Annotated in this window: 22 protein-coding genes; 19 read left to right on the top strand and 3 right to left on the bottom strand. The window is 58.6% G+C overall.

Annotation, left to right across the window (positions count from 1 at the left end; translation table 11 throughout):
* Positions 1-51: 51 nt before the first annotated feature.
* Positions 52-999: a LysR family transcriptional regulator gene (locus GF108_RS21555; RefSeq protein WP_027232913.1), complete on the bottom strand. Its 948-nt coding sequence runs from the start codon at positions 997-999 to the stop codon at positions 52-54.
* 122 nt (positions 1,000-1,121) lie between these two features.
* On the opposite strand from GF108_RS21555, the gene GF108_RS21550 reads away from it, so the two are divergent.
* Genes GF108_RS21550 through GF108_RS21510 form a run of 9 tightly spaced genes read left to right on the top strand, consistent with a single transcriptional unit; the run spans position 1,122 to position 10,285 of the window.
* The gene (locus tag GF108_RS21550) at positions 1,122-2,171 is read left to right on the top strand and encodes a class 1 fructose-bisphosphatase (protein WP_113280410.1); all 1,050 of its coding nucleotides are present in this window, start codon (positions 1,122-1,124) and stop codon (positions 2,169-2,171) included.
* Positions 2,172-2,183: 12 nt separating this feature from the next.
* Positions 2,184-3,056 carry a phosphoribulokinase gene (locus GF108_RS21545; protein WP_027232911.1) on the top strand — a complete coding sequence of 291 codons (873 nt, stop codon included), beginning with the start codon at positions 2,184-2,186 and terminating at the stop codon, positions 3,054-3,056.
* A gap of 10 nt (positions 3,057-3,066) precedes the next feature.
* Positions 3,067-5,085 carry a transketolase gene (tkt, locus tag GF108_RS21540; RefSeq protein WP_153670381.1) on the top strand — a complete coding sequence of 673 codons (2,019 nt, stop codon included), beginning with the start codon at positions 3,067-3,069 and terminating at the stop codon, positions 5,083-5,085.
* Positions 5,086-5,090: 5 nt separating this feature from the next.
* Positions 5,091-6,170, top strand: coding sequence for a class II fructose-bisphosphate aldolase (fba, locus tag GF108_RS21535; RefSeq protein WP_153670380.1), 1,080 nt, complete (start codon positions 5,091-5,093; stop codon positions 6,168-6,170).
* A gap of 30 nt (positions 6,171-6,200) precedes the next feature.
* Complete coding sequence (locus GF108_RS21530) at positions 6,201-7,661, top strand: form I ribulose bisphosphate carboxylase large subunit (RefSeq protein WP_027232908.1); 1,461 nt, start codon at positions 6,201-6,203, stop codon at positions 7,659-7,661.
* Between the two features lie 9 nt (positions 7,662-7,670).
* A complete protein-coding gene (locus GF108_RS21525; RefSeq protein ID WP_153670379.1) occupies positions 7,671-8,090 on the top strand; it encodes a ribulose bisphosphate carboxylase small subunit in 420 nt (139 codons plus the stop codon).
* 1 nt (position 8,091) lies between these two features.
* A complete protein-coding gene (gene cbbX / locus GF108_RS21520) occupies positions 8,092-9,018 on the top strand; it encodes a CbbX protein (protein WP_153670464.1) in 927 nt (308 codons plus the stop codon).
* 5 nt (positions 9,019-9,023) lie between these two features.
* A complete protein-coding gene (gene rpe, locus GF108_RS21515) occupies positions 9,024-9,713 on the top strand; it encodes a ribulose-phosphate 3-epimerase (protein WP_370462280.1) in 690 nt (229 codons plus the stop codon).
* 14 nt (positions 9,714-9,727) lie between these two features.
* Positions 9,728-10,285, top strand: coding sequence for a thioredoxin family protein (locus GF108_RS21510; RefSeq protein ID WP_153670377.1), 558 nt, complete (start codon positions 9,728-9,730; stop codon positions 10,283-10,285).
* 40 nt (positions 10,286-10,325) lie between these two features.
* On the opposite strand, the gene GF108_RS21505 is transcribed toward GF108_RS21510, so the two are convergent.
* Positions 10,326-10,715 carry a cytochrome c family protein gene (locus tag GF108_RS21505; RefSeq protein WP_153670376.1) on the bottom strand — a complete coding sequence of 130 codons (390 nt, stop codon included), beginning with the start codon at positions 10,713-10,715 and terminating at the stop codon, positions 10,326-10,328.
* A gap of 532 nt (positions 10,716-11,247) precedes the next feature.
* Between GF108_RS21505 and GF108_RS21500 the strand changes: the two genes are divergently transcribed.
* The 5 genes from GF108_RS21500 to GF108_RS21480 all read left to right on the top strand — a co-directional run bounded on the left by GF108_RS21500 (position 11,248) and on the right by GF108_RS21480 (position 15,645).
* Positions 11,248-12,231, top strand: a complete 984-nt coding sequence (locus tag GF108_RS21500) for an ABC transporter substrate-binding protein (protein ID WP_370462273.1) — start codon at positions 11,248-11,250, stop codon at positions 12,229-12,231.
* Between the two features lie 81 nt (positions 12,232-12,312).
* Positions 12,313-13,047 carry an ABC transporter permease gene (locus GF108_RS21495; RefSeq protein WP_172982707.1) on the top strand — a complete coding sequence of 245 codons (735 nt, stop codon included), beginning with the start codon at positions 12,313-12,315 and terminating at the stop codon, positions 13,045-13,047.
* A complete protein-coding gene (locus GF108_RS21490) occupies positions 13,007-13,765 on the top strand; it encodes an ABC transporter ATP-binding protein (protein ID WP_246664076.1) in 759 nt (252 codons plus the stop codon). Before GF108_RS21495 ends, GF108_RS21490 begins: the two co-directional genes overlap by 41 nt.
* A complete protein-coding gene (locus GF108_RS21485; protein WP_153670372.1) occupies positions 13,762-14,712 on the top strand; it encodes a quinoprotein relay system zinc metallohydrolase 2 in 951 nt (316 codons plus the stop codon). The genes GF108_RS21490 and GF108_RS21485 overlap by 4 nt, the downstream gene beginning before the upstream one ends.
* 81 nt (positions 14,713-14,793) lie before the next feature.
* Complete coding sequence (locus tag GF108_RS21480; protein ID WP_153670371.1) at positions 14,794-15,645, top strand: quinoprotein dehydrogenase-associated SoxYZ-like carrier; 852 nt, start codon at positions 14,794-14,796, stop codon at positions 15,643-15,645.
* 3 nt (positions 15,646-15,648) lie between these two features.
* On the opposite strand, the gene GF108_RS21475 is transcribed toward GF108_RS21480, so the two are convergent.
* Positions 15,649-15,999 (bottom strand): hypothetical protein, encoded by a 351-nt coding sequence (locus tag GF108_RS21475; RefSeq protein WP_153670370.1) that lies wholly within the window; start codon positions 15,997-15,999, stop codon positions 15,649-15,651.
* A 501-nt stretch (positions 16,000-16,500) separates the two neighbouring features.
* Here GF108_RS21475 and GF108_RS21470 point away from each other — a divergent pair.
* The 5 genes from GF108_RS21470 to GF108_RS21450 all read left to right on the top strand — a co-directional run bounded on the left by GF108_RS21470 (position 16,501) and on the right by GF108_RS21450 (position 20,652).
* Positions 16,501-18,354 (top strand): methanol/ethanol family PQQ-dependent dehydrogenase, encoded by a 1,854-nt coding sequence (locus GF108_RS21470; protein ID WP_162737164.1) that lies wholly within the window; start codon positions 16,501-16,503, stop codon positions 18,352-18,354.
* Positions 18,355-18,522: 168 nt separating this feature from the next.
* On the top strand, positions 18,523-19,047 hold the full coding sequence (locus GF108_RS21465) for a c-type cytochrome, methanol metabolism-related (RefSeq protein WP_051615263.1): 525 nt from the start codon (positions 18,523-18,525) through the stop codon (positions 19,045-19,047).
* 1 nt (position 19,048) lies between these two features.
* Positions 19,049-19,912, top strand: coding sequence for a substrate-binding domain-containing protein (locus tag GF108_RS21460; RefSeq protein ID WP_153670368.1), 864 nt, complete (start codon positions 19,049-19,051; stop codon positions 19,910-19,912).
* Positions 19,913-19,927: 15 nt separating this feature from the next.
* Positions 19,928-20,479: a PQQ-dependent catabolism-associated CXXCW motif protein gene (locus tag GF108_RS21455; protein ID WP_370462272.1), complete on the top strand. Its 552-nt coding sequence runs from the start codon at positions 19,928-19,930 to the stop codon at positions 20,477-20,479.
* Between the two features lie 77 nt (positions 20,480-20,556).
* Complete coding sequence (locus GF108_RS21450) at positions 20,557-20,652, top strand: pyrroloquinoline quinone precursor peptide PqqA (protein ID WP_113280421.1); 96 nt, start codon at positions 20,557-20,559, stop codon at positions 20,650-20,652.
* The last annotated feature ends 23 nt before the right edge of the window (positions 20,653-20,675 follow it).

Here is a 20,675-nt window from a genome sequence, read left to right as displayed (position 1 = left end):
CTCGCAAGGAATGTGTCAACCATCGGGCGAAGCATTTTCCGGTCGGTTGCGCTACCTGTGTATACTGCCCATGTCCGGATAAAGCTTGTCGAAGAAAGGCAGGCACTGCGCGCCCTTGCGGTTGAGAAAATCCTGGAACGCCTTCATCGCCGGCGACAGGGTGCGGTCGGTGCGCACCACGGAGAACCATTGCCGGCGGATGGGCATGCCGACCACGTCGAGCATGACCAGTTTGCCGACTTCGAGTTCGAGGGCGATCGTGTGGGCAGAGATGAAAGCGACGCCGAGCCCCGCCATGACCGCCTGCTTGATCGTTTCGTTCGACGACATTTCGGTTCCAAGATCATCGAGCCTGCCGGGCAGCTCGCTCAGAAAGATCTCGAGAGAGATGCGTGTTCCTGATCCGGGTTCGCGTACGAGGAAGTGCTCCTGGGCTATGCGTTCCTTGGTTATGTCGCGGCGTTTGGCCAAGGGATGGTCCGGAGCGGCGATGACGACAAGGGGGTGATCGCCGAACACGGCCGAGCGTAGCGGGATATCCTTGGGTGGCCGCCCCATCAGGGCGATGTCGACCTCATGGCTCTTGAGGCTGGCAATGGTCTCGGCCCGGTTGCCGATAAGAAGTTTGATGGCAATATCCGGATGTTCGTTCCTGAAGGTCGCCATCAGGCGCGGCGCAAAATACTTCGCGGTCGAGACAACCCCTAGGTTGAGGCTGCCGACCCGCACACCCTTGATTGCGTCAATCTCGTCATCAAGGACACGCAGCCTCTCTTCGATCATCTGGGCGGCATCCAGAAACGCGAGGCCAGCGGCGGTAGGCCGCAACCCTTCATTGGTCCGGTCAAACAGCGATACCTTCGCCTCCTCCTCGACCAGCTTCAACTGAATGGTGACCGCAGGCGGGGTCAGGCGAAGCGCGTTTGCCGCCGCGGCGATGGTTCCGTGTTTCATGATGGCCTGGATTGCACGCAATTGCTTGAGGGTGAGATTTCGCATCCAGCGACGTTAAAATAATTTAGTGATCCAGTAAATATATTAAATTTTACTTACGGATGTGAAGCTGTTTCCATGAACCTGAAGCTTGACACGGGAGAGACGTCAGGCACGGGAGGAATACGATGACCACGGCGACACTAGACGCCTTTCTTGGGTCCTATTGCGAAAAGGGCGACGAGATCCGCATCGCGGTTTCCGCCGTCGTTCGCCACCTTTCTCTCACTGCCGTCAAGGTGCGCAACACCATCAATCAGGGTGCTCTGGGAAAGGCTTTCGCGAGCAGCCAGGGCAACAGGAATGCGGGTGGCGACACACAGAAGGAACTCGATATCCTTGCCGATGACATGTTCATCGAAGCGATGCGGCAGGCCCCCGTGGCGGTCTACGGTTCGGAGGAACTTGAGCATCCGGCCATTCTCAATCCTTCAGCTCCACTGGCGCTGGCCATCGACCCGCTCGACGGCTCTTCGAACATCGACACCAATGTCTCGATAGGCACAATCTTCTCCATCCTCCCGGTGGCTGGTGAACCGGACAGCGAGCCTGATGCTTCCTTTTTGCAAAAAGGGGAGGCTCAGCTCGCTGCCGGCTTTTTTATCTATGGACCGCAGCTCGCCCTGGTTCTGACCCTCGGCAGCGGCACCCACATCTTCGTGTTTTCCTCGAGGCTCGGCACTTTTGTCCAGGCGTATGAGAGCATCGTCATCGCCGACCGGGCGCATGAGTTTGCGGTCAACACGGCCAACTACCGCCATTGGGACGAGGCTGTACGTCTCTATGTCGACGATTGCCTCAAGGGCAATGAAGGTCCCCGGGGACGCGACTTCAATATGCGCTGGGTCGCCTCGCTAGTTGCGGAGGCCTATCGCATCCTCGTGCGCGGCGGCGTCTTTCTCTACCCCGGCGACCGGCGCAAGAGCTATGGCGAGGGGCGTATCAGGCTCGTCTACGAAGCAAATCCGGTTGCCTTTCTGATCGAGCAGGCGGGGGGCGCGGCAACCGACACGCAGAACCGCATTCTCGGGCTGACGCCGCGAGGCATGCATCAGCGGGTTCCGCTGGTATTCGGCTCGTCCCGGGAAGTCGCGCGGATCAGCCGGTATCACACGCAGCCAAGCAGCATCGGCGAGCGAGCACCGCTCTTCAGCAACCGTGGCCTGTTCAGGGCCTGATGGGAGACGACCATGTCAGCAAAGCATCCCATCATCTCCATCACGGGCTCTTCAGGCGCCGGGACCACCTCGGTCAAGCGCATTTTCGAACTGATTTTCCGGCGCGAGGAGATCGAAGCGGCGTTCATCGAAGGCGATGCCTTCCATAAGTATGACCGTAACGCCATGAAGGAAAAGGTCGCGGAGGAAGAACAAAGGGGCAATCCCAACTTCACGCACTTTCATGCCGATGCAAATGAACTGCACAAGCTCGAGGAAGTTTTCGGGGAATATGGCCGGCGCGGCACGGGCCAGACGCGTAGCTATATCCACGACGAGGATGAGGCGAAGGTGCATGAAGCGCCCGCCGGAACCTTCACGCCATGGCGCAACTTTCCGCCGAGTGACCTGCTCTTTTATGAGGGGCTGCATGGTTGTGCCGTGACGGACGAGGTCGACCTTGCCCGCCATGCCGACCTGAAGATCGGCGTGGTCCCGGTCATCAATCTCGAATGGATCCAGAAGATCCATCGCGACCGGGCAACGCGCGGCTATTCGACCGAGGCGGTCATGGATGTGATCCTGCGCCGCATGCCGGACTATGTCCGCTACATCACACCCCAGTTCACACTTACGGACATCAATTTCCAGCGCGTTCCGATCGTCGATACGTCCAACCCGTTTATCGCGCGCTGGATACCAACTCCCGATGAATCGATGCTCGTCATCCGCTTCGCCAAGCCGCGCGGCATCGATTTCCCCTACCTGCTGTCGATGATCCACGATTCCTTCATGTCCCGGGCGAATTCCATCGTCGTTCCCGGAAACAAGCTGGATCTCGCAATGCAGCTGATTTTGACCCCGCTGATCATGCAGCTGATGGAACGCAAGAACCGAGCCTCGTGAGGAGAAGACGATGAACACCCAAGCTTTCCTTCAAGAGACCCCAACCGCCGAAATCGTCAGCGAAAGCGACATGGCCAATGCGATCCGTGCGCTCGCCATGGACAGCGTGCAGAAGGCCAATTCCGGCCACCCGGGCATGCCGATGGGGATGGCCGACGTTGCGACGGTGCTGTTCAACCGCTTCATCAAGCTTGATCCCCTGCATCCGCAGTGGCCGGATCGCGACCGCTTCGTCTTGTCGGCGGGTCACGGATCAATGCTGCAATACGCTCTGCACTATCTGATCGGCTATCCCGATATGCCGATCGAGGAACTGCAGCGGTTCCGCCAGCTCGGCGCCAAGACCGCCGGCCATCCCGAGTACGGCCATGCCCAGGGTATCGAGACGACCACGGGACCGCTCGGGCAGGGGCTTGCAACGGCGGTCGGCATGGCCATGGCCGAGCGGCTTCTGCGCGAGCGCTATGGCGAGGAAATTGTCGATCACTTCACCTATGTGATCGCCGGCGACGGCTGCCTTCAGGAAGGGATCAGCCATGAGGCGATCGATCTTGCCGGACACCTGAAACTGTCGCGTCTTGTGGTGCTGTGGGACAATAATTCCATCTCGATCGATGGTCCGACATCGCTCTCGACCTCGATGGATCAACTTGCGCGGTTCAAGGCGGCCGGCTTCGAGGTTGAAGAGATCGACGGGCACGATTTCGAGGCGATTGCCGCCGCCATTACGCGGGCGCGTTTATCCGACCGGCCATCGCTGATCTCATGCCGGACGATTATCGGCAAGGGTGCACCAAAGCTCCAGGGAACCGAGAAAACCCACGGCGCACCACTTGGCGAGGCCGAGATCGCCGCCACCCGGCTCGCCATCGGCTGGCCGCATCAACCTTTCGACGTTCCGGAAGCAATCGTCGAGACATGGCGCAACGTCGCCCGCCGTGGTGCAGACGAACGCCGTGAGTGGCGCGTGCGGCTTTCCGCGTCGCCCCAGACGGAAGCGTTCAAGCAGGAGGTTCAGAAGGAGCTTCCTGCGGAGCTGTTTGACGCGCTGAATGCGTTTCGCCGGGAGCACGTGGAAAAAGCAACCAAGGTTGCAACGCGCAAGGCCTCGGAGATGGTGCTCGGCGTCATCAATGGTGCAACGCAAATCACGATTGGAGGGTCAGCCGACCTTACCCATTCGAACCTGACGATTACCCCAGGGCTTCGCGACATTACGCCCGACGATTTTACCGGCCGCTACATTCACTACGGAATTCGCGAACATGCGATGGCCGCCGCTATGAACGGCATCGCGCTGCATGGCGGCTTCATTCCCTATGGCGGCACGTTCCTGGCCTTTGCCGACTATGCGCGCGGCGCCATTCGGCTGTCGGCGCTTATGGGTCAGCAGGTCATCTACGTCATGACGCATGACTCGATCGGCCTTGGCGAGGATGGACCGACGCATCAGCCGATCGAACATCTTGCGATGTTGCGCGCAACGCCCGGCATCAACGTGTTCCGCCCTGCCGACATCATCGAGACGGCGGAATGCTGGGAACTTGCCCTGCGCTATACGGACCGGCCGAGCATCATCGTTTTGTCGCGGCAGAACCTGCCCATGCTGCGGCAAGCGCATGTTGAGGAAAATCGTTCGGCGCGCGGCGCCTACGTCCTTCGCGAGCCCGCGGAGCCCCGTGCGGTCACCCTTCTTGCAACAGGCTCGGAAGTCGAGATCGCCTGCACGGCCGCCGATATACTGCGCGGGCAGCACAAGATCGCGGCAGCGGTGGTTTCGATGCCGTCCTGGGAGCTGTTCGAAGCCCAGACCCCCGCCTATCGCCGGTCGGTTCTCGCTGCTGCGCCGCGCGTTGGAATCGAGGCGGCGGCCCGGCTCGGCTGGGATCGCTGGATCGGCGAGAAAGGGGCCTTCATCGGCATGCAGGGCTTCGGCGCGAGTGCGCCCGCCTCTGATCTCTACCGTCATTTTGGCATCACGCCGGAAAACATCGTCGCGACCGCGCGCAAACTCGTTAACAAGGAATAGCGATCATGGCTCGAATTACCCTGCGGCAATTGCTTGATCATGCGGCCGAGCATGGCTACGGCGTTCCCGCCTTCAACATCAACAATATGGAACAGGGGCTTGCCGTCATGGAAGCCGCCGCGGCCTGCGACGCGCCGGTCATCCTGCAGGCCTCGCGGGGAGCCCGCTCCTACGCCAAAGATCTAATGCTGGCGCGCATGATCGATGCGCTGGTCGATATCTATCCTTCCATTCCTGTCTGCATGCACCAGGACCACGGCAATGACGAAGCCACCTGCCTGACGGCGATCCGGCATGGTTTCACTTCGGTCATGATGGATGGATCGCTCGAAGCCGATGCTGCGACGCCTGCCTCCTATGCGTACAATGTCGAGATCACCCGCCGCGTTACGACGATTGCACATTGGGTAGGGGTCTCGGTTGAAGGCGAACTCGGCGTGCTCGGATCGCTGGAGAGCGGCGAGTCGGAGGCCGAGGACGGACACGGCGCGAGTGGTGTACTCAGCCATGAGCAACTGCTAACCGACCCAGATCAGGCGGTCGATTTCGTCTTGCGCACTAAGGTGGATGCCCTCGCGATTGCCTGCGGCACGTCGCACGGCGCCTACAAGTTCACCCGCGCGCCGGATGGCGACATACTCGCGATGGGTGTGATCGAGGAAATCCATCGCAAGCTGCCCAATACCCACCTTGTCATGCACGGCTCGTCCTCCGTTCCTCAAGTGCTGCAGGACGTAATAAACCGGTTCGGCGGAGAGATGCCGCAAACCTATGGCGTACCGGTCGAAGAGATCGAGCGTGGTATTCGTCACGGCGTTCGCAAGGTGAATATCGATACGGACTGCCGCATGGCGATGAGTGGCCAGTTCCGCCGCATCGCGGTGGAGCACCCCGCTGAATTCGATCCGCGAAAATTCCTGAAACCGGCAATGGATGCGATGCGCGACCTTTGCCGCGATCGGTTCGAACGTTTCGGAACCGCGGGCCAGGCATCGAAAATCAAGGTCATCGGCCTTGACGACATGGCCAGACGCTACGCCGCGGGCAAGCTTGACCCGCAGATCGCCGCAGCCAAGGCTGCCTGACAGGACCCAATCAATGGAAAGGACCCTACAATGCTGAACAAGTCAGAGACGGTTACGGGAAAGGAGCGCTACAGATCCGGCGTGATGGAATACAAGAAGATGGGCTACTGGGAGCCGGACTACGAGCCCAAGGATACGGACATTATCGCTATGTTCCGCATCACGCCCCAGGACGGGGTCGATCCCATCGAAGCCGCGGCTGCTGTTGCCGGCGAATCCTCGACCGCTACTTGGACGGTCGTCTGGACCGATCGGCTGACAGCGACGGAAAAGTACCGGGCGAAGGCCTACCGCGTCGATCCCGTTCCAAACGGGGAAGGGCAGTATTTTGCCTATATCGCCTATGATCTCGATCTCTTCGAACCGGGTTCGATCGCCAACCTGACCGCATCGATCATCGGCAATGTATTCGGCTTCAAGCCGCTGAAAGCGCTGCGTCTTGAGGATATGCGCCTGCCCGTCGCCTATGTGAAGACTTTCCAGGGTCCGGCAACCGGCATCGTTGTCGAACGCGAACGCCTTGACAAATTTGGCCGCCCTCTGCTCGGAGCGACGGTAAAGCCGAAGCTCGGCCTTTCGGGTCGCAACTACGGCCGCGTCGTCTACGAGGCGCTGAAGGGTGGGCTGGACTTCACCAAGGATGACGAGAATATCAATTCGCAGCCCTTCATGCACTGGCGCGAACGCTTCCTCTACTGCATGGAGGCCGTCAACAAGGCGCAAGCCGCCACCGGCGAAATCAAGGGTACCTACCTCAACGTAACGGCCGCCACCATGGAGGACATGTATGAGCGCGCCGAATTTGCCAAGGAGCTCGGCTCCAACATCGTGATGATCGACCTCGTGATCGGCTACACCGCCATCCAGTCGATGTCGAAATGGGCCCGCCGCAACGACATGATCCTGCACCTGCATCGTGCCGGCCATTCGACCTATACCCGGCAGAAGTCGCATGGCGTCTCGTTCCGCGTCATTGCGAAGTGGATGCGGCTGGCGGGTGTCGACCATATCCATGCTGGAACGGTGGTCGGCAAGCTCGAGGGCGACCCGGCGACGACACGCGGCTATTACGATATCTGCCGCGAGGACTTCAACCCGATGCGGCTTGAGAACGGCGTGTTCTTCGATCAGCATTGGGCATCGCTGAACAAGATGATGCCGGTTGCGTCCGGTGGCATCCATGCCGGACAGATGCACCAACTGCTCGATCTTCTCGGGGAAGATGTCGTCCTCCAGTTCGGTGGCGGCACGATCGGCCATCCGCTCGGAATCGCCGCCGGTGCGACCGCCAACCGCGTAGCGCTGGAGTGCATGATCCTTGCCCGCAACGAAGGTCGCGACATCGTCAACGAGGGTCCCGAGATCCTCCGCATGGCCGCACGCACCTGCCAACCGCTCCAGCAGGCGTTGGACATCTGGAAGGACGTCACTTTCAACTACACATCGACTGACTCGCCGGATTTCGTTCCAACAGCAACTGCAGCAGAATAGGAGGACAATATGCGTGTCACACAGGGAGCCTTCTCTTTCCTGCCGGATTTGACCGACGAACAGATCGCAAAACAGGCCCAGTACTGCATCGACAATGGCTGGGCAGTGAGCCTGGAATTCACCGACGATCCGCATCCGCGCAACACCTATTGGGACATGTGGGCCCACCCGATGTTCGACAATCCCGATGCGGCGGCGCTGATGATGGAGCTTAGGGAATGCCGCAAGGTCTATGGCGACCGCTATATCCGTTTCGTCGCCTTCGATAACCGCCATGGCTGGGAGTCGGTGAAGCTTTCGTTCCTGGTCAACCGGCCGGCGGAAGAGCCTGGCTTCCATTTGGCCAGGCAGGAAGCGGGAGGGCGTGTCGTGCGCTATACAACGCGCGCCTATGCGGCCGACAAACCCGCGGGGCAGCGTTATGGCTGATATGGCCGTCAAGGAACCTCAGGCAGAGGATAGCATCGCGGCGGCGCCTGCCGCCGTCGATCTGCGCGCCGAATATGGCGAATCCGGCGTCAAAGACGTGCTTGATGAGCTTGACCGCGAGTTGATCGGGTTGACGCCGGTAAAACAGCGTATCAAGGAAACGGCAGCGCTGCTCCTGGTCGAGCGCGCCCGCCGGCGCATGGGATTGGCGCATGAGACGCCGACTCTGCATATGAGCTTCAGCGGTAACCCCGGTACTGGCAAGACCACGGTCGCCCTGCGCATGGCCGATCTCCTGCATCGCCTCGGCTATATCCGCAAGGGACACCTGGTTTCGGTGACGCGTGATGATCTTGTCGGGCAGTATATCGGTCATACCGCCCCGAAGACGAAGGAAATCCTCAAGAAGGCGATGGGGGGAGTGCTCTTCATCGACGAGGCTTACTATCTTCACCGGCAGGAAAACGAGCGCGACTATGGCCAGGAAGCCATCGAGATCCTGCTTCAGGTCATGGAAAACCAGCGCGACGATCTCGTGGTTATCCTCGCCGGTTATGCGGACCGCATGGACAAGTTCTTCGAAAGCAATCCGGGCTTTCGCTCGCGTATCGCCCACCACATCGATTTTCCTGACTACGGCGACGACGAATTGCTGAGTATTGCTGAAACGATGCTGTCGAAGCAGAACTACCATTTCGACGATGAAGCCCGCGCCATCATGGCAGATTACATCACGTTACGCCGGCAGCAGCCACATTTCGCCAATGCTCGTTCCATCCGCAACGCACTCGACCGGGCTCGCCTGCGCCAGGCGAACCGGCTCTTTGAAAGTTCGGATGGTCCCATCGATTCGCGGGCGCTTTCAACGATCACCGCGGCCGATATCAAGGTCAGCCGCGTCTTCGCAATGTCCAGGCAGGAGGAATGATCATGATAGGCCAGAAGACCATCATCGCCCCGTCCGTGCTCTCGGCGGATTTTGCCAGGCTCGGTGAAGAGGTGGAGGATGTCATTGCGGCCGGCGCGGACTGGGTGCACCTCGATGTCATGGACGGGCATTTCGTCCCCAATATCACTTTTGGTCCGCAGATCATCAAATCGATCCGCAACCGGACGAAAGCCACCTTCGATTGCCATCTGATGATTGCTCCGGCCGATCCCTATCTTGCCGCCTTCGCCGAAGCCGGCTGCGACATTATCACGGTTCATGCGGAAGCCGGACCACATCTTGATCGCTCGCTGCAGGCGATACGCAACCTTGGCAAGAAGGCCGGTGTCTCATTGAACCCCTCCACCCCGGAGAACGTCATAGAATATGTCCTCGACCGCCTCGACCTCGTCCTGCTCATGACCGTCAATCCGGGTTTTGGCGGACAGGCTTTCATTCCTTCGGTCATCGACAAGGTGCGCAGGGTCAAATCCATGATCGGCAGGCGTCCGATCCATATTGAAATCGATGGCGGTGTCTCACCGCAGACCGCCCCACTCGTAGCGGCGGCGGGCGCCGATGTGCTTGTCGCGGGTTCTGCGATATTCAAGGGCAATGGCAAGCTCACCTATGCTGACAATATCGCAGCAATCCGCAATGCTGCCGACGCGGCAATGCACGCGCGGGCGGCTTGAACGGAGGCGAGAACATGGCGGCGATCCCACCCGTATGCGATTTCGGCTGGAAGGCTATCGACGCCCGGCTCACCGGTATCGATGGCGAGACACATTCGATCCTGGCGCAGGCCGGTCGAAGGGGACTGGTTGTGGCTTTCATTTGCAACCATTGTCCTTACGTCAAGGCGGTTATCAAACGCATCGTGCGCGATGCCCGGGATCTCAAGGATTTCGGCATTGGTTTCGTGGCGGTCAATGCCAACGATGCGGCGGCATATCCGGCCGACTCTTTCGAAAACATGCAACGCTTCACCCGCGAGCATGACTTTCCATTCCACTATCTTCATGACGCCGATCAAACGGTGGCACGCGCCTATGGAGCGGTCTGTACGCCAGACTTTTTTGGGTTCAACTCTGCTGGGGAATTACAATATCGCGGCCGCCTTGATGCATCGCGCAAGGAGGAAGGCGATATGGATCTTCGCCGCGATCTTTTCGAGGCCATGAAACAGATAGCAAATTCAGGCCAGGGCCCGCGCGAACAGGTCGCTTCGATCGGTTGCTCGATCAAATGGCGCGAACCGGCATGAATGCGGGGGAACGCCGCCGCGTTCAGCGGCGGCATTGCGGTTACTTCGAATACTGCTTCAGGTAAGCTTCCAGATTGGCGATATCCGTATCATCCTTCAGACCGGCAAAGGCCATCTTGGTGCCTTTGACCTTGGCCTTTGGATCATGCAGGTAGTCTTTCAGGCTTGCCGGGTCCCAGACGAGACCACCCTTGCCCGCCTCGACCATGGCAGTCGAATAACTGAAGCCAGGATGCGTTCCGGCAGTCCTGCCGAACAGGCCGAACAATGAGGGCCCGACCTTGTTCTTGTCGCTGTCGGCGACATGACATACCGCGCATTTCTTGAAGACCGTTGCACCTGCCGTGGCATCACCCTCCTGGGCCCGCGCTCCAACAGCTGACAACGAAACAATTGATAGACCGATAAGTAGGGCATTCTTGTATTGCATGGCATTTCCTCATTTTCGCCAAGGGTGCCCTGGACGAAGACTGGCACCAATTTCCATGCATTGGTGTCCACCATTTAGAACTCTTCCAGAGTTACCCGCCGTTCCTGAGAAGTCAATCGCTTACACCGAGAAATTGCGGGCCGATTTTTCCATGCTCGCCGTGATTGACGTTCGCATACGGGAACCGTAACCTGTTGCAATATTTCTCATTCGGGCACCTTGAGAAATCCGATCAGCGTGACTGAGTCTTTCTCGCGCCGGACGTGCGGCTGAGCGTAGGAAGACCTCGGCAGAAGGCGGGAGGTGCCGATAATGAATGTGATCGATCTCGTCCTGACAATATGCCTTGCATCGAATCCCTCGAGTTGTCGAGAGGAGCGGCTGCATTTCGAAGACCGTGGTGGCCAGCTGAACTGCATGTTTCTTGCGCCTGCCGAGATAGCGAAATGGTCGGAGCTCCATCCCAAGCAGAAGGTAGTCCGCTGGAAGTGTGATTATCCGACAGATGAACGCTCGCTGTGAGGAGAGCGTCGTGATTCGCGTATGCATACGGGCATTTTTCAGTCTGGCAATTCTGCTTCTGGTTTACGAAGCGGGCATCACCCGCGCCTTGGCTGCCGAAATGGTACGGATCGGGGTTCTCAAGTTCGGCACGGTGAATTGGGAACTTGATACGATCAAGTTTCATAAACTCGATGAGAAGCACGGTATCGATCTCGATATCCGGTTCTTTGCTGGCGAAGATGCCACCAACGTGGCGATGATGGCCGGCGACGTGGATATCATCGTCAGCGACTGGTTATGGGCATCGCGCCAGCGATCGTCCGGCGAGGACCTGACATTCGTCCCATACTCAAGTTCGGTCGGCGCCATCATGGTGCCAGCACAATCGCCCATTAAAAGCCTTGGAGACCTCAAGGGCAAGAAGCTCGGGGTGGCCGGTGGACCCCTGGACAAGAGCTGGTTGCTGATCCAGGGTCTGGCGAAGCAGCAGTACGCGCTCGATCTTGCTGCTGAAAACGAGATTATCTACGGCGCGCCGCCCTTGCTGGCCGAAAAGGCGATGCAAGGCGAGCTCGATGCGGTCCTGAACTTCTGGAATTTCTGCGCGCGGCTCGAGGCAAACGGTTTCCGCCGCCTGCTGAGTGCGAATGATGCCGCGAAAGCGCTTGGCGCGTCCGGCACCACTTCGGCCATCGGTTACATCTTTCATGAAAAATGGGCGAAAGCGCATCCGCAGGCCGTTGCCGGCTTCATTGCGGCCAGCCGCGACGCCAAGGCATTGCTGGCAACCTCGGACGAGGATTGGCGGCGCCTCGCCCCCGTCGTGAGGGCCGAAGGCCGGGAACTAGACGTTTTGCGTGATCGCTACCGGGAGGGAATCCCCGACGATACGATCGAGGAACAGCAGGCGGATGCCACGAAGCTCTATTCTGTGCTTGCCGAACTCGGTGGGCCGAGGCTGGTAGGCCCGGCCAAAACGCTGGCGGCAGGCACATTCTGGGGAGACGAATGAATGGGGCTGGCAAGCGCTGAATCAGACCGCATGCAACGGGGAAGGGCACCGGCAGATCGCAGCAAACTGACCTCGCCGATCATGATCGCACTGTCGTTTGCCGTCCTTTTGGCCGCCTGGCATTTCGCTGCAATCACATGGCCGAGCCGCTCCCTACCGGGCCCGTTGCCGGTCTTCCAGACTTTCCTTCGCGAAACGGCGAGCGGTGATTTGCCTTACCATCTAGGCATGACGCTTTGGCGCGTCGCGGCATCGTTCGTCCTCGCAATGGTCATAGGCTCGGTCATCGGTGTTTTCCTCGGCAGTTTTCGGCGCGCCGACCAATTCTTCAACCCGTGGCTCATACTGTTTCTCAACATTCCGGCGCTTGTCGTCATCGTCCTCGCCTATATCTGGTTCGGCCTAAACGAGGTCGCAGCGATCGGCGCCGTGGCCGTCAACAAGATCCCGAATGTCATAGTCACCATGCGCGAGGGCACGCGCGCGCTTGATCCGCGCTATGCCGAGATGGCAGCCGTCTATCGATTTGGCCCCCTCGATCGGCTTCGCCATATCCTCCTGCCGCAATTGCAGCCTTACATCGCCGCAGCGTCGCGCTCGGGCATTGCCCTGATCTGGAAGATCGTGCTCGTAGTCGAACTGCTCGGCCGGTCGAACGGTGTCGGTTTCGAGATCAACCTCTTCTTCCAACTTTTCGACGTCGCGGCGATCCTGGCCTATGCGCTTGCCTTCGTGGCGGTCATGCTTTTCATCGAACTCCTCCTGGTACAGCCCCTTGAACGCTCATCAACTCGCTGGCGCCGCCGCGCGGCTTAAGGTCAACATCGAAGAGAAATCGTTCCGCACCTCGGACGGCGGAACGATCGAGGTGTTGCGCGACCTCAATTTCGAGGTTGGGGAGAATGAATTTGCCTGCGTGCTAGGACCGTCCGGATGCGGCAAGACGACAATGCTGCGCATCCTGCTCGGGCTCGACCGGGAGTTTCGCGGCTCCGTCCAACTGCCTGGAAAGGTGCAGGCGCGCATGGCCGCAGTATTTCAGGAGCCACTGCTTTTGCCCTGGCGGACCGTGGAACAGAACGTTCGGCTTGCGCTTCCGACGCACCTCCGCGACACCAGCCTGGATCAGCTTTTCGCAAGTCTTGGCCTCGCCAAGATGCGCGGCTTCTACCCTTCGGAGCTTTCACTCGGCCTTGCACGCCGCGCAGCAATCGCCCGGGCATTGGCTATCGAGCCCGATATTCTCCTCCTCGATGAACCGTTTGTTTCCCTCGATGCCTCGACCGCCCAGCAATTGCGGCATCTCTTGCTTGGCGTCTGGTCGGACCGCCCCACCACGGCCTTGATGGTCACGCACAATCTGCAGGAGGCGATCATGCTTTCCGACCGCATTGTCGTCCTGTCGGACAGGCCGACACACGTCCTTGGCACGTTCGATATCCGGCTGCCGCGCAATTATCGCAACGAACAGGTGAATGCCGATCTGCTGCGATCATTCCGGGAGAAATTTGCTGGCATAAGGACTGAACCATGATTCGGTCGCCAACCCGGCGAAGCATCATCAAGACAGGGATGCTCTTCGCCTGTTGCGGCATGATGCATTCCGGCTTCGCAAGGGCGCAGTCATCGCTAACGGTCAGCGAGATTGCCCCCGGCGTTTTCGCCTTCAGGGGTATTCCCGCCCTCATGCTTGCCGCCAACGAGGGAAAGATCTGCAATCTTGGCTTCATCCTTGGCAACGAGAGTGTTGCGGTCATCGATAGCGGGGGAAGCACGGCCGAGGGAAGGGAACTCGTCGCCGCGATCCGCGCCGTGACCGACAAGCCGATCCGCTACCTGATCAATACCCACATGCATCCGGATCACATCTTCGGCAATGCCGCCTTCGCCGAGACCGGCGCGACAATTGTCGGGCACCATAACCTGCCCCGAGCCCTTGCGGCACGCGGCGAATTCTATCTGCAGAGCTATCGCGATGCGATGGGCGCTGCGCTGATGGCAGACATCAGGATCATGCCGCCGACACAACTTGTGACCGATGTCGATGAGATCGACCTTGGCGGGCGCAAACTGACGCTCAAGGCGTGGAAACCTGCCCATACGGACAACGACCTGACGGTTTTCGATCAACAAACCGAAACGTTTTTTACCGGCGACCTTTGCTTTCTCGGGCACCTGCCGACGATGGACGGATCCTTGCGCGGCTGGATAGCCCAACTCGGCGCCTTGGCATCCATCAAGGCCCAACGTGCCGTCCCGGGCCACGGCGAGGTTCCGGCGAACTGGCCGCAGGCGCTCGAGGCCGAGCGTCGCTATTTCGACGTGCTTGCCGCGGACATCCGCAAGGCAATTGCCGATGGGGTGCCAATGGCGAAGGCCGTCACGACTGCGGGCCAAAGCGAAAGAGATAATTGGCATCTCTTTGACGACTACAATGAACGCAATGCGACCGCAGCCTTCGCCGAACTCGAATGGGAATGACGGTGTTGTTTGCCAGACACTTCGGCGTGGTGGTATAATGAGGATTGGCCGGGCACCGCCAAAACTTGGTGGAGGCAAAGCATGACTTTTGATTTCACAAATCGGCGCAGCCGTTTTGCGATAGTGTTGTCGTTGGCATTCCTTGGTGGATTGACGCCCAGCGCCATGGCGCAAAGCGCTTCCGGGCCGGAACCGACGACCTGGAACAGCCTCAAGGGCGACGTGTTCGGCGCGAAGCCGATCGAGCCAGCCGACGGCATTATCAGTATCGAGGCACCGAAACGCGCGGAAGATGCGGCGATCGTTCCTGTCGATCTGCGTTTCAAGACCGACGCCGCTTCAGGCAGGCTGAAAGCCGTTACCCTTATCGTCGATGAAAACCCGTCGCCCGTCGCCGCGGTCTTTCAATTCGGCAAGGATGCCGGCGTCACCCATCTCGCCACACGTTTGCGCGTCAACGCCTACTCTTATATCCGGGCGATTGCTGAGACCGAGGACGGCAAGTTGCACATGACCGAGACCTTCGTAAAGGCTTCGGGCGGCTGTTCGGCTCCGGCAATGAAGAACCAGGACGAAGCCCTGGCTTCCCTCGGCCAGATGAAGCTCAAGGTTTTTCCGTCGACGGCTGCGGGCACCGAGCCGATGACACGCGCCACGGAGATGCAGCTGATGATCCGGCACCCTAACAATTCCGGGCTGCAGATGGATCAGGTCACGCGCTATTACATTCCGCCGCATTTCATCGATGGGCTGACGATCACCCAAGGCGATCGCTTGATCATGTCCATGGTTGGCGGCATATCGATCTCGGAGGATCCGAATTTCCGCTTCGACTTCAACGCGAAACCTGACGAAGACATCAAGGTCGATGCCGCGGATACGAAAGGCAAGAAGTTCCAGAACGAGTGGCCGATCCAGTCATCTACCCTTTGAGGATCAGAAGCAGCGCACGTCAGCCTCTGCCTGCGCCCGTTTCAATTCGGCGTTTGCAGCCTTGGCCGGCGCACTCTCACGGAACAGTGCGCCGTTCTCGCCAGGCACCAATCCCATCTGCTTGAAGGTCTCGGCCGCCTCGTAGTGAGGATAGGTCACGACCGAGGCAATAACGTCGATGGAACACGAGCAGCGCTGCAGCATATCCCGGTTTTCGCCATTGGATTTCATGCAGGCATAAACATACTCCGCGACCGTCGCCGTGGGGTAGTCTGACGCAGCATTTGCCGGCAAACTGATGCCAGATGTTGCAACTGCTAACATGGCGAATTTGGCAACTTTGAACGCGGCCATGGCATTTCTCGCTTTCGTGGTGTGGAAATATACATTTTCCAAGTAGATAGCAAAAGATAACAACGATCTGCAAACATTTACGCCGGTTTTAAGTATCAAATTGTGTGACAGCCTCAAAAAAGAGAATATATAAATAGAATAGGCGAGTTACTGCAGTGCAATAGAAGTGTATTGCAATGCAGCAAATATAAATTGATAATCCTGCTTGCTTAATGCATTTGTTTCTCCTATCGTCGGTTTGTTTCCGGCTTCAAGGACGTTACCGTCAAGGGAGTGGTGACAGTCTTCGTAGGCCAAGCGGGGTGGGCAGTAACGGTGCCCTCTGCTCGCCTGGCTTAGGTCGTGACACGCTGCCGGAAATACTTCCCATTTGCGTGAGCTGATGGAGCGGAGTCGTCCTGTGAGATGGCGCCGCCCGATGGTTCATTAAAGTGAACTTAGGGAGGACTCAGAATGCGTGTACACAGACACTTCATTGGCATTGCACTCGCTACCACAGCCATGACGCTCTCGTTGGTGGGAGGAGCATTTGCCAATGATGATCTTCAGACCCTGTCTTCGGATGCCAAGAACTGGGCTATGCAGACGGGCGATTACGCCAATACCCGATACTCGAAACTGAAGAAGATCACCAAGGACAACGTCAAGAACCTCCAAGTCGCCTGGACGTTCTCGACCGGTGTACTGCGCGGCCATGAAGGCGGTCCGCTCGTAGTTGGCGATGTTATGTATGTCCATGCTCCTTACCCGAACACGGTCTATGCGCTCGATCTCAACAATGACGGCAGAATCCTGTGGCGGTACGAGCCAAGGCAGGATCCGAACGTCATTCCGATCATGTGCTGCGATACGGTCAATCGCGGCGTTGCCTATGGCGACGGCAAGATTTTCCTCTACCAGGCTGACACGACCCTCGTTGCTCTCGACGCCAAGACCGGCGCCGTTGCCTGGTCTGTTAAGAATGGTGAAGCAGCTGACGGCAGCAAGGGTGAATCCGGCACATCTGCGCCGGTTGTCATCAAGGACAAGGTTCTCGTCGGTGTTTCCGGCGGTGAATTCGGCGTCCGCGGTCACCTGACAGCTTATAATATCAAGGACGGCAAGCAGGCCTGGCGGGCCTATTCTATGGGATCCGACAAGGAGACCTTGATCGATCCGCAAAAGACGACCGCGCTCGGCAAGCCAGTCGGACCTGATTCTGGAACGAATACCTGGGAAGGCGATCAATGGAAGATCGGCGGCGGGACGACATGGGGCTGGTACTCATACGATCCGAAGCTGAACCTGATCTATTACGGCACGGGCAACCCATCGACCTGGAATCCTAACCAGCGCCCGGGCGACAACAAATGGTCCATGACCATCATGGCCCGCGATGCCGACACCGGCATGGCAAAATGGCTCTATCAGATGACCCCACACGATGAGTGGGACTATGACGGCGTCAATGAAATGATCTTGGCCGATGGCATAAAGATCGACGGCAAGGATCGCGATGTGCTCGTGCATTTCGATCGCAACGGCTTCGCCTATACGATGGATCGTGCAACCGGTGAGCTTCTGGTCGCAAAGAAATATGATCCGGCTGTCAATTGGGCGACTGAAGTCGATATGGACAAGAGCAGCAAGACCTATGGCCGTCCAAAGGTCGTAGACAAGTATTCGACCCAGGCTCAGGGTGAGGATACGAATACCACCGGTATCTGCCCGGCCGCTCTCGGTACGAAAGATCAGCAACCTGCGGCCTATTCGCCGAAGACCAAGCTCTTCTACGTTCCGACAAACCATGTCTGCATGGACTACGAGCCCTACAAGGTCAGCTACACCGCGGGTCAGCCTTATGTAGGCGCCACGGTTTCCATGTATCCGGCTCCCAACAGCCACGGCGGCATGGGCAATTTCATTGCCTGGGATGCTGCCAAGGGTGAAATCGTCTGGTCCATTCCCGAGCAGTTCTCAGTTTGGTCCGGCGCCCTTGCCACGGATGGCGACGTCGTCTTCTACGGCACACTCGAAGGCTACCTCAAGGCGGTCGATAAGAACGGTAAGGAACTCTACAAGTTCAAGACACCTTCCGGGATCATCGGCAATGTCACCACCTACGAACATAAGGGCAAACAATATGTTGCCGTTCTGTCCGGTGTTGGTGGCTGGGCAGGTATCGGTCTCGCAGCCGGTCTGCTTGAAGCCAAGAATGCAGCTGCATGGCATGGCGCAGTCGATCAGGGCAGGGCCCAGGGCGACGAAACCAAGTCAGTCGGAACTGCAGGTCTCGGCGCCGTCGGCGGTTATGCCGGTTTGGCCGACTACACGACGTTGGGTGGTCAGCTGACCGTATTCACCGTTCCTGAATGACAGGAACGATGTCGGACACATTGCGAGCGTGCGCAGGCAGGCTCTGAACAATAGGGCCCGGTCCTTCCAGGCCGGGCCCTTCGTGTCTCAAATGCCGAAACATTGATCAATAACAACCGTGGGCCTGTATCGTGAGATGCTGACCGCGGATTGGAAAGAGGACTCCGGATGCCCATTCGAAAGACATTGCTTGCCGTCGCTGCCGGTCTCGCCCTTCTGGCGAGCCAGGGCAGCACTTACGCCGACGACGCAGCGACCGCTGCAGTCGCATCCGACGCCAACGGCAAATATGCCGACAAAGAGGGAAATCCCACATACAAGATACAGGAAGATGGCACAGTCGACTGGTACACCTATAGCGGCTACCGGCGGTTCAACTCCGAGTGCCACGTCTGCCACGGCGCTGATGGCGCTGGTTCGTCCTTTGCCCCGGCCCTCGCCACTTCGCTGAAGTCCATCAACTACGCAGATTTCATGGCGATCGTTGCCGGCGGGCGCAAAAATCTCAGTGGTGGCAATGAGAAGGTCATGCCGGCCTTCGGCGATAACAAGAACGTCTACTGCTACATGGACGATCTTTATGTCTATCTGCGTGCGCGCGCTGTCGGCGACTTGCCGCGCGGTCGCCCGGCAAAGCACGAAAACAAACCCGATGCGGCCAAGGAGCAGGAAACATCCTGCATGGGTGGTTGATATGAAGCTGCGCCTGCGCTCTCTTCCGCAATGGATCGCCGCATTATCGATGGCGGCATTCCTGGCGTCGCCCTCTACGGCGTTGGCGCAGGGGGCGGGACTCGGTGCGGCCGGTGAACTTGTCGATCCAGACGTGTTGCGGGTTTGCGCCGATCCCTCCGACATGCCGTTCTCCGACGAGAGCGGCAAGGGTTTTGAGAACAAGCTCGCGGAACTCGTTGCGGCGAAGACCGGCCGAAAGTCGGTCGCCTATACCTGGTATCCGATGGCAACAGGTTTCGTGCGCAACACGTTGCGGGCGCATCGCTGCGATATCATCATGGGTTACGCCCAGGGCGATGAACTCGTCCAGAACACCAACGCCTATTATCGATCGACCTACGTTCTGGTCTACAAGAAGGGCGCCGGGCTTGATGGCGTGGATAGCATCGAGGATCCGAAGCTTGCCAACAAGAAGATCGGGGTGGTTGCCGGTACGCCGCCATCGGTAAATCTCGCCAAGGCGGGCTATATGCGCAACGTCCATCCGTATCCGCTGATGGTCGATACGCGCCTCGCCCCGTCCATGGCCGAAGTCATGATCAAGGAACTGAAGAGCGGTGTCATTGATGTCGCCATCCTGTGGGGGCCAATGGCCGGCTACTATGCCAAGCAGATCGATCCCGATCTCGCCTTCGTGCCGCTCCTGAACGAAAAGTCGGGCCACATGGCGTTCCGCATCACCATGGGCGTGCGCCCGTCCGACCAGGAGTGGAAACGGACGCTGAACAAGGTGATCAGGGAAAACCAGGCGGAGATCAACAAAATCCTGCTCGATTACCAGGTTCCGTTGATCGATGAGAACAATAAGCCGGTGACGCAATAGGATGACGGAGGACGCTTGAAATTGCAGTGGAACCGGCTTGTGGCGGCAGCCGTTCTGATAGTGGCGGGGACAGGTTTTGCACTTGCCGCAGAAACGGTTCCCGAGCCCGACGGTTACAGGACCGAATCCTACAGGGCGCCGACGCCGGCGACGCTGGAGGGTGCAAAGGTGATCACGACCGACGAGGCGGTCGAACTTTGGAAGAGCAAGGACGCTGTTTTCGTAGATGTTCTTCCCCATGATCCGAAGCCAGCGGAATTGCCGGCTGGCACGATCTGGAAGGAAAAGATTCGAGAGGACATTCCGGGAAGCATCTGGCTACCCAATGTCGGATACGGGGTCATCAACAAGGAGACCGAGGCCTATTTTCGCAAGGGCCTCAAATCTCGACTGGATGATGACGTGAACAAGAACGTGATTTTCTACTGTATGGAGAACTGCTGGATGTCGTGGAATGCAGCCAAAAGGGCCGTCGAATGGGGATACACTTCGGTGATCTGGTTTCCCCTCGGCACCGACGGCTGGACCGCTGCCAAGCAGGCCACACAAAGAAATGAACCCTATTGATTTCAATCCTGCGCCATTGTGGCGTATGATGCTGGAGAAAGATCGGGAATGATCTTTGATATGAGAAGGAGGAAAGCATGAAGAAAACCTGGACAAAGCCAGTCATGTGCCAAGTTGCTGCCGGCATGGAACTTTCGCGTTACCTGCCAGCGGAACTGAAGGCCAAGAAATAAGCCACATACCTCTCGCCCCACGC

Origin of the sequence: Phyllobacterium sp. SYP-B3895, from assembly GCF_009647635.1 — a bacterium.
Classification (GTDB): Bacteria; Pseudomonadota; Alphaproteobacteria; order Rhizobiales; family Rhizobiaceae; genus Phyllobacterium; species Phyllobacterium pellucidum.
The sequence above is the reverse complement of the archived record's forward strand: the minus strand, read 5'-3'. Positions and strand labels throughout refer to the sequence as shown.

What these genes read in the sequence shown, in the direction of transcription:
- GF108_RS21555 (WP_027232913.1), bottom strand. Translation starts at nt 999, where the DNA reads ATGCGAAATCTCACCCTCAAGCAATTGCGTGCAATCCAGGCCATCATG.
- GF108_RS21550 (WP_113280410.1), top strand. Translation starts at nt 1,122, where the DNA reads ATGACCACGGCGACACTAGACGCCTTTCTTGGGTCCTATTGCGAAAAG.
- GF108_RS21545 (WP_027232911.1), top strand. Translation starts at nt 2,184, where the DNA reads ATGTCAGCAAAGCATCCCATCATCTCCATCACGGGCTCTTCAGGCGCC.
- tkt (WP_153670381.1), top strand. Translation starts at nt 3,067, where the DNA reads ATGAACACCCAAGCTTTCCTTCAAGAGACCCCAACCGCCGAAATCGTC.
- fba (WP_153670380.1), top strand. Translation starts at nt 5,091, where the DNA reads ATGGCTCGAATTACCCTGCGGCAATTGCTTGATCATGCGGCCGAGCAT.
- GF108_RS21530 (WP_027232908.1), top strand. Translation starts at nt 6,201, where the DNA reads ATGCTGAACAAGTCAGAGACGGTTACGGGAAAGGAGCGCTACAGATCC.
- GF108_RS21525 (WP_153670379.1), top strand. Translation starts at nt 7,671, where the DNA reads ATGCGTGTCACACAGGGAGCCTTCTCTTTCCTGCCGGATTTGACCGAC.
- cbbX (WP_153670464.1), top strand. Translation starts at nt 8,092, where the DNA reads ATGGCCGTCAAGGAACCTCAGGCAGAGGATAGCATCGCGGCGGCGCCT.
- GF108_RS21510 (WP_153670377.1), top strand. Translation starts at nt 9,728, where the DNA reads ATGGCGGCGATCCCACCCGTATGCGATTTCGGCTGGAAGGCTATCGAC.
- GF108_RS21505 (WP_153670376.1), bottom strand. Translation starts at nt 10,715, where the DNA reads ATGCAATACAAGAATGCCCTACTTATCGGTCTATCAATTGTTTCGTTG.
- GF108_RS21495 (WP_172982707.1), top strand. Translation starts at nt 12,313, where the DNA reads ATGATCGCACTGTCGTTTGCCGTCCTTTTGGCCGCCTGGCATTTCGCT.
- GF108_RS21485 (WP_153670372.1), top strand. Translation starts at nt 13,762, where the DNA reads ATGATTCGGTCGCCAACCCGGCGAAGCATCATCAAGACAGGGATGCTC.
- GF108_RS21480 (WP_153670371.1), top strand. Translation starts at nt 14,794, where the DNA reads ATGACTTTTGATTTCACAAATCGGCGCAGCCGTTTTGCGATAGTGTTG.
- GF108_RS21475 (WP_153670370.1), bottom strand. Translation starts at nt 15,999, where the DNA reads ATGGCCGCGTTCAAAGTTGCCAAATTCGCCATGTTAGCAGTTGCAACA.
- GF108_RS21470 (WP_162737164.1), top strand. Translation starts at nt 16,501, where the DNA reads ATGACGCTCTCGTTGGTGGGAGGAGCATTTGCCAATGATGATCTTCAG.
- GF108_RS21465 (WP_051615263.1), top strand. Translation starts at nt 18,523, where the DNA reads ATGCCCATTCGAAAGACATTGCTTGCCGTCGCTGCCGGTCTCGCCCTT.
- GF108_RS21460 (WP_153670368.1), top strand. Translation starts at nt 19,049, where the DNA reads ATGAAGCTGCGCCTGCGCTCTCTTCCGCAATGGATCGCCGCATTATCG.
- GF108_RS21450 (WP_113280421.1), top strand. Translation starts at nt 20,557, where the DNA reads ATGAAGAAAACCTGGACAAAGCCAGTCATGTGCCAAGTTGCTGCCGGC.